We start from the raw sequence: 16,419 nt of genomic DNA on the forward strand, positions 1-16,419 counted from the left end.
TTAATTTCTGCTGATATAATCATCCAATATCGTATGGCCTGTTTCCAAAGCCTCACCATTTTCCGTTATCTTGATTTTATCACAACTATAACTCTCTAAATAAGACTGAACGATACATCCCAATATTTCTTCTTCTCCCGCTGTTCCCATACTACGCAAATAATCTCCGAAACTTTTATTAACATCCAAATCGATTTTTCCATTTTCTTCGTCAAGTTCGAAACTGTTTATTTCGCACTGTTCTGTCAATAAACCTTTTGTCTTCAACTCATTCCAGATAATATCCGCTTCTCTTTTGATGACTTCAACGGTTTCATACTCCCGCTCCCCAGTATCCATATTTACATAATATATCGTTATGGTTTCTTTCTCTTTCTTTTCACTCACCTCGGGAGACTCATCCGATATATCCGCATTATCCACATTACTATCATTCATATCATCTGTTTCAGTCGGTTTATCTTCCACAGTATTATCCACCATTTCCGATCCGCATCCCGCCAAACACATTACCAACGTTGCCATTATAAACCATTTAATTAGTTTTTTCATACATCTTTCTCCCCTATTCATACTTTATCTGCCTCAATTAATTCTTTACTTTAAAAGCCGCTCTGTATGCCTCTTTAAAATTTTTTTCCAAATCTTTTCGAATAACAAAACCACTTTATCAAAACCCGACTCAATCACATCGTATATTGAATAGTCCATTATAATCTCACCATTTGATCCGGCCGGCTTTAACTGTTTAATTTCTCCGCCAAATGGGCTTTTTATCCCGTCCGCCTCAATATCCAAAGCTGCTTCATTCATCATTTATCCTCCTATACGTTGCCTCTCCATATTTCCCCCAATTATACCATATTATAATTTTCTTTACAATAAATTGTGTCCTTCTGCCATTTTCTTCCTATAGCTCATTTCTCACACACCGGAGAGCCTCAGCAACCACATTATGCATATCAAAATATTTATACATTCCCAGTCTGCCGCCAAAGATTACCTTTTCTTCTTTTGAAGCAAGTTCTTTATATTTTGTATACAACGCATTATTTTTTTCATCATTCATCGGATAATACGGCTCATCACCTTTCTTCCATGTTGCAGGGTATTCACGCGTAATGATCGTTTTGGGATTATATTCCCCGTTCTGGCATCCGAATTCAAAATGCTTATGTTCAATGATTCTTGTATATGGCACCTCGTATTCTGTATAATTAACTACAGCATTTCCCTGATAATTCTCCATATCTAATTCCTCTGTCTCAAATCTGAGACTCCGATACTCAAGTTCCCCATAACAGTAATCAAAATACTCATCAATCATGCCGGTAAATACAATCTTTTCTGCCTGCCTCTGCAGTTCTTCCTTACTTGCAAAGAAATCTGTATGCAGTCTTACTTCTATTCCTTCCAGCATCTTTTCGACAATCTGCGTATATCCACCAACCGGAATTCCCTGATATTTATCATTAAAATAATTATTGTCATATACGAATCTTACCGGGAGCCGTTTAATGATAAACGTGGGAAGCTCTGTCGCACGTCTTCCCCACTGCTTTTCGGTATATCCTTTGACCAGCTTCTCATAAATATCGCGTCCTACCAGTGAAATCGCCTGTTCTTCCAGATTGCGGGGCTCTGTAATTCCTGCCTCTTTGATCTGTTCCTCTATTTTCTTTCTTGCCTCCTGCGGAGTCGTGATTCCCCACATCCTGCTGAATGTATTCATATTAAACGGCATATTGTATAGTTCATCTTTATACTTTGCAACCGGAGAATTAGTATATCGGTTAAATTCCGCAAATTGCCGAATGTAATCCCATACTTCTTTGTTACTGGTATGGAAAATATGTGCTCCATATTCATGTACTTGAATTCCATCTATCTCTTTGGTATAAATATTGCCTGCTACATGATCTCTCTTATCAATAACAAGAACTTTTTCACCTGCCTTTTTTGCCTCATGTGCGAATACTGCACCAAACAATCCCGCACCAACAACTAAATAATCATACATGCTTCTGACCTCTCTTTCGTAATCAAAACTTTTTTGTATAGGTCGAGTGAACTAAAACTTTATCTATTCTGCATATCTTAAAAAAGTACATACATTTTCATTATAATCTTTATTATTTTACATTACAAGACAATTATCTGCTGTTAGCTATTACTTTTTTCAACATAATAGTGTATGATAGAATGTAATACGATGTAAGGAGAAGGAGAACCATGGACAAGATCAGCACCACAGTACACGCATTGGGCATCAATGCAACCTATTTAGGCTTCCGCTATCTTGTTGATGCGGTCAGACTAGTTACCGAAGATGAGGATTTACTTCTGTCCATATGTACAAAACTTTATCCTGCAGTTGCAAAACTTCATCATACCACCCCGGATAATGTAGAACGCAACATCCGAACAGTTATCAACACTTGCTGGGAACGGGGCAACTGTTCTTTAATGGAGGATATATTCCCCTACCCCCTGGCAATCAGGCCGAGTTCAGGCGAACTGATTGACGCACTTGCTGAGTATTGCAAACAAGATCATTAACAAATATGTTCCTGATGAAACAGAAGAATCCCGAAAGAAAGCTTTCATATAAGCTTTCTTCCGGGATTTTTTATCTTTTATTCTTTTCTGTCACTTTCCTTATGTTCTTTCATATATGCAACTATTCCTTCAATCAGTTGTGTGTTTGTTGGGCGTTTTTTCTCTTTCAAATCAGGAAAATATTCTGCAAGCCACTCAAGATTCATGTTCTTCCAACACCGCTCAATCATGCTTCGGATATCGGATTCCACCATCCATACAGACACCTGGTACCGACCGGCTATCACCGGATAAACATCTTTGGTAATGTGTTCCAGACTCCCCTCTTTTTCCAACCCGATGTGGACAGCCTCCACAAGATATTTGTATCCGGTGTATTTCGGAATCATTCCGAGATCATGAAGTACTTTGCATACCGCAAGCTTCATTATTCTCCCAACCCACTTTCCACAATATCGATCATCGCACGGAGCGCTTCTTTCTCATCTTCTCCCTCACATAGGATCTCAATCTCATCGCCCGTTTTTATACATGCACCAAGAACACTTAATACACTTTTTGCATTACTTTCCGAATTATTATGGCGAAATGTAATCTTACATTTAAATTCCAGAGCGGTCTGACAAAACAGTCCTGCCGGCCGCAAATGCAGGCCTGTAGGATTTGTAATGATCACTTTTTTGCTAACCATCATTTCCTCCATCATTCTTCTCTAATGTTATCTGAACTTCGACATCCCGAACCAGTTCTATTCCTTCCGGAAGCGTTACCTGAACCGGAACCGTATACGTTCCCGCTTCTTTAATATCTACCAGATTAACAGAAACACTGCCCTGCTCCAGAGAAAAATCAGCAAGCTTTTCTGTATCGTCACTGGTTATCACAATTTCAATGCTTCCTTCCGACTCATACTTCACAGAATAATTCTTCGGTACATTCAGAAGGGAAATCGATCCAACCGGATATTCCAGTGTTTTTGTCCCGGCTTGTGTAATCGATATTTTCACAAGAACAGATATTCCCGCACTTTCATCCTTTGCCTTTGCCCATTCCGGGAGATATTCTGTAATGTCAACCGTCTTCTCTACGGATTTGGTCAGCCCGCTCATCGCCAGCGCTTCCGCCGGGATTTCAATCTTCGTCATATTCTTAAGCTGCTGCTCAGTTCCTACAATATCAACATTTTCCGGCTGAACAGAAACCCCGTCCAGTACGTACCCGCTTGCCGGAATAATGCCGGACTCATCGAATTCAACCGGAACCGACTTCGTATGAAGCACTTTCACCCTCACACTTAACCCTTCCTCACCAAGGTTCGTCTCCACCAGGGTCGAATCAATTACGATACCTGCCGCATTATAGAGAACAAGATCCGCTTCCTTAACCTCGTCTTTGGAAATACCTGATGTATTCACCTGAGCCACAACTTTATCAATCGAATTCACAACAGACTCCGGTCCGCTGATCTTCACCTGCTGCGGATCCGCCTCAAGACTGCCGATCTGATATCCATCTCTCGGATCTCCGGAAGACCTCGGTATAATCGGGAATGTTTTGGATGTTGCCAGTTCGATGGAAATCACCAGATTCGGTTCACTCGTCACGGCTTCCACATACTGTCCCTGATAAGCAGGGATTGAAACCTCGTAAGGGATCAGTGCACGTGTCTCGGTATTCAGCTTCTTCACATCAGCCGTAACTTTGATATCCGTTGTTTTGATTTCCTTGAGAACATCTTTCCTTGCACGAACCGTTACATTTACCTTCTTATAATCCTCTGCCACCTGATAAGTATTCCCCTGATTTGTGATGAGTTCCGTATGAAGAAGAGTTACCGGAACTCCCACATATGTCTTTGATGTAACAGGTCTTTCATTATTCATAACGATGACCCAGAGCAGAATGGAGAAGGCTACTGCCAATACCTTAAGCCCCAGGTTCTTAGTCAGCGTCTTTTTCATGCTTTCTCCATCCTTTCCATATTTTCTTTACTTTTCCTGTATCTGTATGTTTGTTCCGGACAGCCTCCATCCTCTCTTTCAGATATTCCGGCGTCACGTTGCGAACCAGCTGGCCGCCCAGCGCAACAGAAACATAACCTGTCTCTTCCGAAACAGCAATCACAAGAGCATCACTGACTTCGCTCATTCCGATCGCCGCCCTGTGACGGGTACCGAGATCCTTGCTGATCCCCATGTTGTCCGAGAGAGGAAGGTAGCAGGTTGCCGATACGATTCTGTCCCCACGCACAATAACCGCGCCGTCATGAAGCGGAGTATTGTGTTCAAAAATATTAATCAGAACCTGACGCGAAATCAAACAGTCCAGTTCTATTCCGGTTCTCTCATACTCTGTCAGTTTTGTTGCCTGTTCTACAACAATCAATGCCCCTGTCTTAACGGCACCCATTTCAAAGGATGCCTTTATGATCTCTTCGATCGTCTGTTCACTGAAGCGTGCACTCTCACGACCTTTCTTGTCAAACGGAACCATCGAAGCAAGAAACTGTTTCTCTCCCAGACGTTCCAGAGCACGCCGGAGTTCCGGCTGAAAAATAATAACGACCGCGGTAGCCATCACCGGAAGCAGTGTGTCCGCAATCCACAAGATCACATACATTCGGAAAATTGCAGCCACAAGAATGAAACCAAAAAGCACCATGATACCTTTCAGCAACATCCATGCTTTCGTATTTTTAATCCAGAGTATAATCTGATAGATCAAAAACGCTATTATGATGATTTCAATAATATCCACAAAACGAATCTCCGGTAAATAAAACCCTTCCGGGAGATTACTTCCAAAAAAGCGGGTAATAGCCTCTCTCACTCCTGTACCTCCTTTCCCACATAGTATTCCAACTTATCATCAAAATTAACGATCTTCCAATTCTCTTTTTACAATATCCTGAATATCCAATTCATCCTGCAGACTTTTTGCAAGCAGCAGTTCATCTGTATTTGCCGGAACACGAGTATTTCCCGGAGTTCCGGAGTTTTTCTTTGTCTCTTTATCTGCCTGACGCTTTTTCACATTTTTACGCTCATCTGTACGCTTCGATGGTCTGCGCCTGATCTCTTCAGATTCCCTCTCATCCGGATCGCGACGCTCATTAATACGTTTCACCGTTTTCTCCGGAGCCGCGACCGACATCTTCGGAACTGCCTTTACGTAATAATAATATTCATCATCTTCATACTGTATATGCTCCGTTCTTGAGTAATCCACAGAAAACAGGAAAAATTCAAGCACGAGTCCGATCGCAATCGCCAAAACATTCCCTCCGATCAATATACCGTAAGAAGTATGTATATCAAACACGATATCTCCGATCACAATAACCAGAATATTCGCGACCGCACCGGCTGCAACTGCAACTTTCCAGGCATGATCAATGGACAGCCTGCGAACAACGTATACGGTAAATATGCAGATTGTGAAGGCAATCACAGTAATCCATAGTTCTTTATTCTGAAATACCGTCCTGACAAAAAATGAAATCTGACCGGTGATTCCTTCTGTCGCAGAAATTGCCGCCGCAGAATTCTTCACACAAAGAATCATGTAATAGATCATTGTACCAAACGCAATCGGAACCACTGTAACCGGAGTCATGGCAAGCCCGCATACCACCGGAACCACATACGGAACATGAAGCATAAATGCGATCGGAGTAACAAGAAGCACCAGCGCCCTTTTCGGAGTGAACCGGCAGTAAAAGATAAACATCATTACAAAGATCATGGCACTCACTGCCATAACACCCATGGAAAGCTTAAACAGATGCGCAAGGATCAGCGCAGCCGACACCAATGCTACCGTTACAGGCGGGAGAAACGTACAGATCACCGCAAGTGCAATCATAACGACCGGAGTCGTAAGCGACTTCATCATACCTATATTCTGGTTGATCAAATAAAAGGAAACAAGCCCCAGAATAAACTGAACCGCCTTATCCACATAGATGGAATAACCGGCATATATTTTCTGTATTCTCTCTCTTAAAACCAACAACTCGCTCATTACTTCTTCTCCCTTTCATACATTCTGTTCAATCTGGTCAAATCATGATTGAATTTCTTCACTCTCTGACGGGCATCATTATGCTTCTTCTGATAAAACCGTGATGCGACAATGCCGTAAAAAACAACCAGAACAATGTACCCGGTCAAAACACAGAGCCCTATCATGATAATAAAAGCAAAATTAAGGTTTTCCAGAATAACATCCATAAATGCAATCGCACCGACTCCCACTGCAATCATGTATCCGATCGTAACCCAGATAATCGTAACAATGGTGTGAAAGCTCGAATAATCTTTTCTGTAATATGAGCTGATCTTAAAATCTTCTGTACCTTCCTTGCTTTCGTACATTGCCATTCTTGTCATCAGCTTCACTTTGTCTTCATTTAACATATAGTCACCTCGATACGTTATTTCCTCGTATTTGCGCTATTTTCAGTATAACAAATATCAGTATCCTTGTCCAATACTTATGGTCAAAAAATAGACTTTTTCTGCCCCTGCTTTCAGCAATACCCGTGCCGCCTCATCCAGTGTACTTCCTGTCGTGTATATATCATCAATCAAAACAATCGTTTTAGCCCAGACATTTTTCTTCACAGAAAAAGCTCCCCGGATGTTTCTTCTGCGTTCCTTATCATTCAGCTGTTTTAGCGGCTTCGTATTCTTAATTCTGACGAGCACATCCTCCTCAACCGGTATTTCCGTAACCCTGCCAAGCGCTTCGGCAAGAAGTTGAGCCTGATTATATCCACGTGCACGCAGTTTCTTCCGGTGCAGCGGAATCGGCACGATCAGGTTCACCTTTTTCTCTCTTAGATACCAACCGTACTGTTCTCCCATCTCTTCCCCGAATGCTTTTGCATAAATTCTTCTGTTTTGATATTTTAATGCATATATCGCCAGACTGACGGGTTCTTTATGGATCCAGATACTTCTTCCTTCGGTGAATTCGTGTCTGATCACTGTGCAGTCGTAGCAGTACTCTTTCTGCGTATCCCGGATGGGTTTCCCACATTTCTTGCATCTTGGCTCCTGTACAGGACGGATCTTTTTGCGGCATTCACTGCAAATCCGCTGTTTTTCTATTTTTCCGCAGAATGGACATTTCTGTGGATACAGGGCATCAAGGCACCACTCTTTTATTTTTTTATGATTCCATACTGTTTTTTCTATTTTTCTCAATCCAGATCGGATCCGGTTTCAATCAGCTCTCTTCCGAAACACCATAGATTTCCCTGATACGTTCATCCAGACTGGTGTTCCGGTTCTGTTCATCTGTATTCTGTATCATCTCGTGGAAAGTTGCATCGCTTCCCACAATCGTAACACATTTTTTCGCCCGCGTAATCGCGGTGTACAGCAGATTCCTGTGAAATAGCTGCCGCGGGCCGGTCAATAGCGGAATCAGAACAGCCGGGTATTCACTTCCCTGGGATTTGTGGATCGTGATCGCATAGGCAAGTTCCAGCTCTTCCATCAATTCAAACGGATATTGAACCTTCCTTTTTTCATCGTATTCTACTTCAAGAGTTTCGGCGTACGTATTAATCTCGGTTATCACACCCATATCACCGTTAAAAATACCGGTACCTTTATCAACAGTCAGACCATATTTCGTCGTGATCTCCCACTCAAGCTGATAATTATTCTTGATTTGCATAACCTTATCACCGACGCGGAATTTTTTATCACCATATTCTTTTTCTGCTTTATTTTTTGCGGGTGGATTCAAATACTGTTGCAGAATTCCATTCAGCCGTTCTACGCCAAGCAGTCCCTTACGCATCGGCGTCAGCACCTGGATATCAAACGGATTCGCATTTACATATTTCGGGAGTTTTTTCATAATCAAAGTCAGAAGCACACTGATGATCACATTCGCATCATTTCGCTTCAGGAAAAAGAAATCTCGACTCTTATTGTCCAGGGAAACCCTCTCCCCTCGGTTGATCTTATGAGCATTCACGACAATATCGCTTTCCTGAGCCTGTCGGAAAATCTTGGTGAGCATCACCACCTGAAATTGTTTTGACACGATCAGGTCTCTTAAAACACTTCCTGGTCCTACCGATGGCAGCTGATTGCAGTCTCCTACCAGAATCAGCCTTGTTCCGGGTACAACAGCGGCAAGCAGCGCATGCATCAGCGGAAGATCCACCATAGACATTTCATCGATGATAATTACATCTGTCTCCAAAGGATTTTCCTCATTCCGCGCAAATCCGTTCCGGATATTCTCATCCTCCGGATTTCCGTTTACTTCCAGCAAACGATGGATCGTCTGTGCCTCATATCCGGTTGCCTCAGTCATCCGCTTCGCAGCCCTGCCCGTCGGTGCTGCCAGGCGCAATTCCAGTTCTTCATTCCGGAAATAATGTATCATCGCTTTAATCGTAGTCGTTTTTCCTGTTCCGGGGCCTCCCGTCAGAATCGTGATACCATGCCGCACTGCCGCAATTACTGCCATCTGCTGCTTTTCATCCAGCTCCATTCCGGTTTCTTTTTCAATTTGATGCAGCCTCTTTGTAACTACAACGTCAGTTTCATCGTATTCCACATTCAGATCATGCAGCATTTTCGCCGCATTAAGCTCCAGATAATAAAAATGAGCCGGATATACTCTGAGACCGTCCTCACCTTCTTTCAGAATCACCTTTCTCTCCATAGCCAGATCCATCAGATGCTTTTCCATATTCTGAATTTCTACTTCCAGAAGCGCAGAGGCTCTTTGCATCAACACTTCACGAATCAGATAGACATGGCCATCCGCTACACTTTGTTGCAGCGTATAGAAAATTCCGCTTCTTATTCTGTAATCAGAATCCGTATGAATCCCAATGTGCATCGCAATCTCATCCGCCGTCTTAAACCCGATCCCCTGTATATGATCTGCCATTTGATAAGGATTCTCTTCCAATACACGAAATGTATTCTGACCATAATATTTATATATTTTCGCCGCAAGGGTCGTAGAGACTCCGTATTTCTGCAGATAAATCATTGCTTTCCGCATATCTTTTTTTTCTTCTACCTGAAGTGCAATGTCACGAGCCATTCGCTCACTGATTCCTCGCACTTCCGCCAGTCTTTCCGGCTCTTCTTCCATGATTCGGAATGTATCTTCCCTGAACTTTTTCACAATTCGTCCCGCAAGAGATGCTCCTACCCCTTTGATTGCACCGGAACCGAGATAACGTTCAATAGAAATAAGATCTTCCGGCGCTTTTATTTCATACTCGCTTACTTTGAGCTGTGTTCCGTACATACTGTGTACAGTATACTCACCCTTGACCTCTACAAGTTCTCCCTCAGCTATATAGTTAAAATTTCCGACACAAGTCAAATCTCCATCATCATTGTTTAAGTGAAACACCGTATACCCATTATCTTCATTCCGGAATACGATATGTTCCACATAACCTTGAATTACTTCCATATCTTCTCCTTATAGAAATAATAAGTATACCCGAACTTTCGTATAGAGTAAAAAGGCTGTCTCATCACGAAACAGCCTGACTTTTATTATACACGCACAATTATCGATCCTTTATAAATCTTTTCTTCCATTCATAAATTCTACAAACTGTCCTGTACCGATCGCAACAACCTTCATCGGATCTTCCGCTGTCATGGTGTTGATTCCTGTCTTCTCTTCGATCAATTCCTCCAGTCCACGAAGCATCGCCCCACCTCCGGTCAATACGATCCCACGATCCAGGATGTCGGCTGAAAGTTCCGGTGGTGTGCGCTCCAGCACTGCAATGACCGCCTCAACAATCTGACTTGTCGTTTCACGAAGTGCTTCCTCTGTTTCAGAAGATGTAACAGTCACGATCTTTGGAAGTCCTGTGACAAGGTTCCTTCCGCGCACCTCCATCGTCTCTTCCTCAACCAACGGATAGGTTGTCCCTATTTTAATCTTAATATCCTCTGCGGTACGCTCTCCAATCAAAAGATTATGCTTCTTACGCATAAAACGCACAATTGCCTCATCAAAATCATCACCGGCAATCTTGAGTGATGTATTTACTACCGTTCCTCCAAGAGAAATAACAGCAATATCAGATGTACCTCCACCGATATCCACGATCATATTGCCACACGGCTTAGCAATATCAATTCCGGCCCCAATCGCCGCAGCTACAGGTTCCTCAATCAGATGCACTTCCCTGGCTCCGGCTGCAAATGCAGCTTCCTCAACCGCTTTCTTCTCAACTTCGGTAACACCGCTCGGAACACAAATACTGATATTCGGTTTCTTAAATGTACGCTTTCCAAGTGCTTTTTGCACAAAATACTTAATCATCTTTTCGGTTACTATATAATCGGAAATAACACCCTGCCGAAGCGGTCTTACTGCTACAATATTGCCCGGAGTTCTCCCCAGCATCAGACGTGCTTCTTCTCCGATTGCTTTGATTACATTTGTATCTCTGTCAAAAGCCACCACAGATGGTTCCTTTAAAACAACCCCTTTTCCTTTTACATAAACGAGAATGCTCGCTGTTCCCAAATCAATTCCCAAATCTACTGACATGCTGATTCCCCTTTCATTCTTCTATCTATTTCCACTATCTTTCGTTATATCATTACAAACTTGTATGAGACACATATATATTCTATTATAATAAAAATTCTAATAAATGGAAAGAGTTTTTTCATTTTTTAGATTTTCTTAAGGTTTATCATTTTTTCAGCATCATGTCAATATACTTGCCGGTATATGAATTCAGATTTGCAGCAATTTCTTCCGGCGTGCCGTGAGCTACGATCGTTCCTCCCTTATCACCGCCTTCCGGACCGATATCAATGATGTAGTCCGCCGTCTTGATCACATCCAGATTATGCTCGATTACAATCACCGTATTTCCATCTTCTGTCAGTCTTTTCAGAATTTCTGTCAACTTGTGTACATCTGCAAAATGAAGTCCTGTGGTCGGTTCATCCAGAATATATACCGTCTTCCCGGTACTACGCCGGCTGAGTTCCGTTGCCAGCTTGATTCGCTGTGCTTCTCCTCCCGAAAGCGTCGTGGACGGCTGTCCCAGTCGGATGTAAGACAATCCCACATCGTACAATGTCTCCATTTTTCTACGGATGCTCGGCACATTTTCAAAGAAATGCAGAGCCTCTTCCACTGTCATATCCAGCACATCGTAAATACTCTTCCCTTTATATTTCACCTCAAGAGTCTCCCGGTTATACCGCTTCCCGCCGCAGACTTCGCAAGGGACATAGACATCCGGAAGAAAATGCATTTCAATTTTGATAATCCCGTCACCGCTGCAAGCCTCACATCGTCCGCCTTTTACATTGAAACTAAATCTCCCCTTTTTATAGCCTTTTGCCTTCGCATCCGATGTAGACGCAAAAAGATCACGAATCAGATCAAAGACTCCCGTATAAGTAGCCGGATTCGACCGGGGGGTCCTGCCGATCGGGGACTGGTCAATCGCAATCACTTTATCCAGTTGTTCCAATCCCTCAATCCTGGTATGTTTGCCGGGTATCACTCTTGCATGGTTCAGTTTCCGCGCCATACTCTTATAAAGGATTTCATTTACCAGAGAGCTTTTGCCTGATCCGGATACCCCCGTCACACAGGTCATCACTCCCAGTGGGAATTCCACGTCAATATTTTTCAGATTATTCTCGGCGGCACCGACCACTTTGATCCATCCGTTTGGTTCTGCACGTTTTTCCGGGACAGGTATCTTCACTCTTCCGCTCAGATAAGCCCCTGTAATCGATTCCTCCACCTTCATGATCTCCTCCGCCGTTCCCTGAGCCACCAGCTTCCCGCCGTGCTCACCGGCTCCCGGCCCGATATCAATGATATGATCCGCCGCAAACATAGTATCTTCATCATGCTCCACCACAATCAACGTATTTCCCAGATCGCGGAGGTGCTTCAACGTAGCAAGAAGTTTGTCATTATCCCTCTGATGAAGTCCGATACTCGGTTCATCCAGTATATACGCCACTCCAACGAGCCCGGACCCGATCTGTGTTGCAAGTCGGATACGCTGTGCTTCTCCACCTGAAAGGCTTGCCGTTGCTCTCGATAAGGTCAGATATTCCAATCCCACATCCATCAGAAACTGAATTCTTGCGCGGATCTCCTTCAGGATCTGTCCTCCGATCATCTGCTGGGTTTTTGTCAGTTCAAGCGCTTCTAAAAATTGCTGAAGGTTCTCAATAGACATAGCTGTCACTTCATGAATATTTCTACCACCAACCGTCACAGCAAGTGCCGATTTCTTCAACCGCTGTCCTTTACACTCCCGACAAGGTGTGATCTGCATAAAGCTCTCATACTCTGCCTTCATCGTCTCCGAACCTGTTTCCCGATAACGGCGTTCTACATTCTTAATAATCCCTTCAAAAGCCACATCATAAATTCCCTCTCCGCGCTGACCTTTATAATGAACCTTTACCTCTTTGCCTTTTGTTCCGTAAATCAGCAAATCATGGATCTCCTTAGGATACTCTTCGAATGGCGTCTCCAGACTGAAATGATATTCTTTCTGAAGTGCATCCAGAATCGCATAAGTAAAGCTTGATTTATCCGTACAAGACTGCCATCCCGTCACGGCGATCGCTCCCTGACTGATACTGAGGGATTTATCCGGTATGATCAGATCTTCATCAAATTCCATCTTGTAGCCGAGTCCGAAACACTCCGGGCATGCACCAAACGGATTGTTGAACGAAAAGCTTCTCGGTTCGATCTCATCAATACTGATTCCGCAGTCCGGGCAAGAAAAACTCTGGCTGAAATTCATGGGTTCTCCTCCAATCACATCAACCAGAAGGAGGCCCTCCGCCAAATTCAGAACACTTTCCACGGAATCCGCCAGTCTCTTTTCGATCCCCGGCCTCACAACGAGACGGTCTACAATAATTTCAATATTATGCTTAATGTTCTTATCCAAAGCAATCTCTTCGGAAAGTTCATACATGTTCCCATCAATCCGCACGCGCACATATCCACTCTTTTTTGCACGTTCAAGAAGCTTCGCGTGCGTTCCCTTTCTTCCGCGCACCACCGGCGCCATGAGCTGAATCTTACTTCCCTCCGGCAGTGCCATGATCTGATCCGTCATCTGATCCACCGTCTGCTTCTTAATCTCTCTCCCACATTTCGGGCAATGCGGAATTCCGATTCTCGCATACAGCAGACGGAAATAATCATAAATTTCTGTCACAGTTCCCACGGTAGAACGGGGATTCCGGTTTGTCGATTTCTGATCAATGGAGATTGCCGGAGATAATCCTTCAATGCTTTCCACATCTGGTTTCTCCATCTGTCCCAAAAACTGTCTTGCATAAGAAGACAAGGATTCCATATATCTTCTTTGCCCTTCCGCATAAATGGTATCAAAAGCCAGAGATGATTTCCCCGATCCACTAAGGCCAGTCAGGACCACCAGTTCATTTCTCGGGATATCCACATCAATATTCTTTAAATTATGCTCATTTGCTCCTCTGATCTTAATAAATTGCTTCTTTTCTTCTGCCATCTTAGTCTACCTCTGTCTTATCTCAATCTATTCAAGTTCATTTAAATTTCTCTTCAACTCAACCAGCTTATCACGCAATTCCGCCGCGGCTTCGAAATTCAGTTCCGCCGCAGCCTTCTTCATCTGCTTTGTCAGACTGCCGATCAGCTTTTCAAGCTCTCCTTTACTCATGGATTCCGGATCTTTTTCAAGACGCATCTCTTCGGCCGCCACTTTCTTGGAAATACTGATCAGGTCACGCACGGATTTTCGGATCGTCTGTGGAGTAATTCCGTGTTCTTCGTTATAAGCCATCTGAATTGCACGCCGACGTTTCGTCTCATCAATCGCTACGCGCATAGAGTCCGTGATATGATCCGCATACATAATGACATGACCGTCCGCATTTCGCGCCGCACGTCCTATCGTCTGTATCAAGGAAGTCTCCGAACGCAGGAAGCCTTCTTTGTCAGCATCCAGAATAGCGACAAGCGTAATCTCCGGAATATCCAGTCCCTCTCTCAGAAGATTGATACCCACAAGTACATCAAACACGTCCAGACGCATATCACGAATGATCTCCGTCCGTTCCAGTGTATCAATATCGGAATGCAGATATTTCACCCTTATTCCCAGTTCTCTCATATAGTCTGTCAGATCTTCTGCCATGCGTTTCGTCAGAGTAGTGATAAGGACTTTATTCTTCCTTGCTGTCTCTTTATTCACCTCGGCTACCAGATCATCAATCTGTCCCTCAATCGGACGCACTTCCACCTCCGGATCCAGAAGCCCGGTCGGACGGATCACCTGCTCAGCCCGCAGCAGTTCATGCTGCTCTTCATATTCACCCGGAGTCGCGGAGACGAACATGACCTGGTCGATCTTGCTTTCAAATTCCTCAAAACTAAGCGGCCTGTTGTCCTTAGCCGACGGGAGACGGAACCCATAATCCACCAGCGTTGTTTTTCTCGACTGATCCCCATGATACATCGCTCCGATTTGCGGAACCGTCTTATGGGACTCATCGATGATCATCAGAAAATCATCCGGGAAATAGTCGATCAAAGTCTGCGGCGGCTGTCCCGGTGCAAGTCCTGTCAAATGTCGGGAATAGTTCTCAATACCCGAACAGAATCCTGTTTCACGCATCATTTCAATATCAAAATTAGTTCGTTCGGAAATGCGCTGCGCCTCCAGAAGCTTGTCTTCTCCCTTAAAAAACCGGATCTGTCCCTCCAGTTCCTTTTCAATCTCCGCAATCGCCGCCTCCATTTTATCTTTGGAAACTACATAATGAGATGCCGGGAAAATTGCGACATGTCCGATCACATTCAGGATTTCTCCCGTAAGCGTATCAATCTCCGTGATCCGGTCAATCTCATCTCCGAAGAATTCCACTCTATATGCTATTTTCTCCGAATACGCCGGAAATATTTCCACAACGTCTCCCCGAACCCGGAATGTGCCCCGTTTGAAATCCATATCATTTCTGTCATACTGAATCTCGATCAGCTTCTTCAGCATCTCATCTCTGTCCTTTATCATTCCGGGGCGCAGAGAGATTACCATTTCTTTATAATCGATCGGAGAACCCAGTCCGTAAATGCAGGATACGCTGGCCACAATGATCACGTCATTGCGCTCGGACAGCGCTGCTGTCGCAGAATGACGGAGTTTATCAATCTCATCGTTGATTGCGGAATCCTTGGCAATGTAAGTGTCTGATGACGGGACATATGCTTCGGGCTGGTAGTAGTCGTAGTAGGACACAAAATACTCGACTGCGTTCTCAGGGAAGAACTCCTTGAACTCCCCGTAGAGCTGTGCTGCAAGGGTTTTATTGTGAGCGATTATGAGTGTTGGTTTATTTAATTGTTCAATAACGTTTGCCATGGTAAAAGTCTTACCGGATCCGGTGACACCAAGAAGGGTCTGGCATTGATTGCCTTCTTTAAATCCTTTGACTAACTGTTCGATTGCCTGCGGCTGGTCGCCGGTAGGTTTGTATTCAGAATGTAGTTTAAAACATTTTTGTGCATCTTGCATAAAAACACCTCCAAATCTCATAGTAAAAAAGTTTGTCCATCAGCCAGAAATTCGTGTAATTTTAAAAATCCCAAATGACTGATGCTACAATTTTTACCTTTACACAAATTTAGGTCACAAATTTTTAATCATAGTACGTACAAAGTATTCAGGTGGATATTCAGGAGACAGTGTCTCTCGAATTATATTTTACTATTTGACATTCATATCGATATGCTACGCAATTTCGGTATGAATGTTGAATGCTTCATTTTTATTTTCCTGGAAAATATCTCTGAGATTTC

At 43.5% G+C, this 16,419-nt stretch carries 14 protein-coding genes and 1 pseudogene; 1 reads left to right on the forward strand and 14 read right to left on the reverse strand.

Annotated elements, in window-relative coordinates; translation table 11 throughout:
* The 3 genes and pseudogenes from ACTNA4_RS05415 to glf form a co-directional block, all read right to left on the reverse strand.
* Entirely contained in the window at window positions 1-552 is a 552-nt protein-coding gene (locus tag ACTNA4_RS05415; protein WP_441028961.1) for a GerMN domain-containing protein, read from the reverse strand.
* A 70-nt stretch (window positions 553-622) separates the two neighbouring features.
* Window positions 623-813: pseudogene (locus ACTNA4_RS05420) on the reverse strand (nucleotidyltransferase); the annotation flags it as partial.
* 97 nt (window positions 814-910) lie between these two features.
* A complete protein-coding gene (gene glf, locus ACTNA4_RS05425) occupies window positions 911-2,020 on the reverse strand; it encodes a UDP-galactopyranose mutase (RefSeq protein ID WP_441028963.1) in 1,110 nt (369 codons plus the stop codon).
* Window positions 2,021-2,232: 212 nt separating this feature from the next.
* Between glf and ACTNA4_RS05430 the strand changes: the two genes are divergently transcribed.
* Window positions 2,233-2,559, forward strand: coding sequence for a sporulation initiation factor Spo0A C-terminal domain-containing protein (locus tag ACTNA4_RS05430; RefSeq protein WP_441028965.1), 327 nt, complete (start codon window positions 2,233-2,235; stop codon window positions 2,557-2,559).
* Between the two features lie 77 nt (window positions 2,560-2,636).
* Here ACTNA4_RS05430 and ACTNA4_RS05435 read toward each other — a convergent pair whose 3' ends face one another.
* The 11 genes from ACTNA4_RS05435 to uvrB form a co-directional block, all read right to left on the reverse strand.
* Window positions 2,637-2,987 (reverse strand): sporulation initiation factor Spo0A C-terminal domain-containing protein, encoded by a 351-nt coding sequence (locus ACTNA4_RS05435; RefSeq protein ID WP_441028967.1) that lies wholly within the window; start codon window positions 2,985-2,987, stop codon window positions 2,637-2,639.
* Window positions 2,987-3,250 carry an HPr family phosphocarrier protein gene (locus tag ACTNA4_RS05440; protein WP_441028969.1) on the reverse strand — a complete coding sequence of 88 codons (264 nt, stop codon included), beginning with the start codon at window positions 3,248-3,250 and terminating at the stop codon, window positions 2,987-2,989. Before ACTNA4_RS05440 ends, ACTNA4_RS05435 begins: the two co-directional genes overlap by 1 nt.
* Window positions 3,243-4,520: a CdaR family protein gene (locus tag ACTNA4_RS05445; protein WP_441028971.1), complete on the reverse strand. Its 1,278-nt coding sequence runs from the start codon at window positions 4,518-4,520 to the stop codon at window positions 3,243-3,245. Before ACTNA4_RS05445 ends, ACTNA4_RS05440 begins: the two co-directional genes overlap by 8 nt.
* Entirely contained in the window at window positions 4,501-5,388 is an 888-nt protein-coding gene (gene cdaA, locus ACTNA4_RS05450; protein ID WP_441028973.1) for a diadenylate cyclase CdaA, read from the reverse strand. Before cdaA ends, ACTNA4_RS05445 begins: the two co-directional genes overlap by 20 nt.
* A gap of 45 nt (window positions 5,389-5,433) precedes the next feature.
* Window positions 5,434-6,582 carry a hypothetical protein gene (locus ACTNA4_RS05455; protein ID WP_441028975.1) on the reverse strand — a complete coding sequence of 383 codons (1,149 nt, stop codon included), beginning with the start codon at window positions 6,580-6,582 and terminating at the stop codon, window positions 5,434-5,436.
* A complete protein-coding gene (locus tag ACTNA4_RS05460; RefSeq protein ID WP_441028977.1) occupies window positions 6,582-6,977 on the reverse strand; it encodes a hypothetical protein in 396 nt (131 codons plus the stop codon). Before ACTNA4_RS05460 ends, ACTNA4_RS05455 begins: the two co-directional genes overlap by 1 nt.
* Before the next feature lie 57 nt (window positions 6,978-7,034).
* Window positions 7,035-7,769, reverse strand: coding sequence for a double zinc ribbon domain-containing protein (locus tag ACTNA4_RS05465; protein WP_441028979.1), 735 nt, complete (start codon window positions 7,767-7,769; stop codon window positions 7,035-7,037).
* A 22-nt stretch (window positions 7,770-7,791) separates the two neighbouring features.
* Complete coding sequence (gene recD2, locus ACTNA4_RS05470; RefSeq protein WP_441028981.1) at window positions 7,792-10,023, reverse strand: SF1B family DNA helicase RecD2; 2,232 nt, start codon at window positions 10,021-10,023, stop codon at window positions 7,792-7,794.
* Window positions 10,024-10,134: 111 nt separating this feature from the next.
* A complete protein-coding gene (locus ACTNA4_RS05475) occupies window positions 10,135-11,124 on the reverse strand; it encodes a rod shape-determining protein (protein ID WP_427805597.1) in 990 nt (329 codons plus the stop codon).
* A 148-nt stretch (window positions 11,125-11,272) separates the two neighbouring features.
* Complete coding sequence (gene uvrA, locus ACTNA4_RS05480; protein ID WP_441028983.1) at window positions 11,273-14,110, reverse strand: excinuclease ABC subunit UvrA; 2,838 nt, start codon at window positions 14,108-14,110, stop codon at window positions 11,273-11,275.
* A gap of 27 nt (window positions 14,111-14,137) precedes the next feature.
* Window positions 14,138-16,135, reverse strand: a complete 1,998-nt coding sequence (gene uvrB / locus ACTNA4_RS05485) for an excinuclease ABC subunit UvrB (protein ID WP_441028985.1) — start codon at window positions 16,133-16,135, stop codon at window positions 14,138-14,140.
* Window positions 16,136-16,419: the final 284 nt, after the last annotated feature.

The sequence above is a fragment of the Bariatricus sp. HCP28S3_A7 genome (genome assembly GCF_052066375.1).
Classification (GTDB): domain Bacteria; phylum Bacillota; class Clostridia; order Lachnospirales; family Lachnospiraceae; genus Allocoprococcus.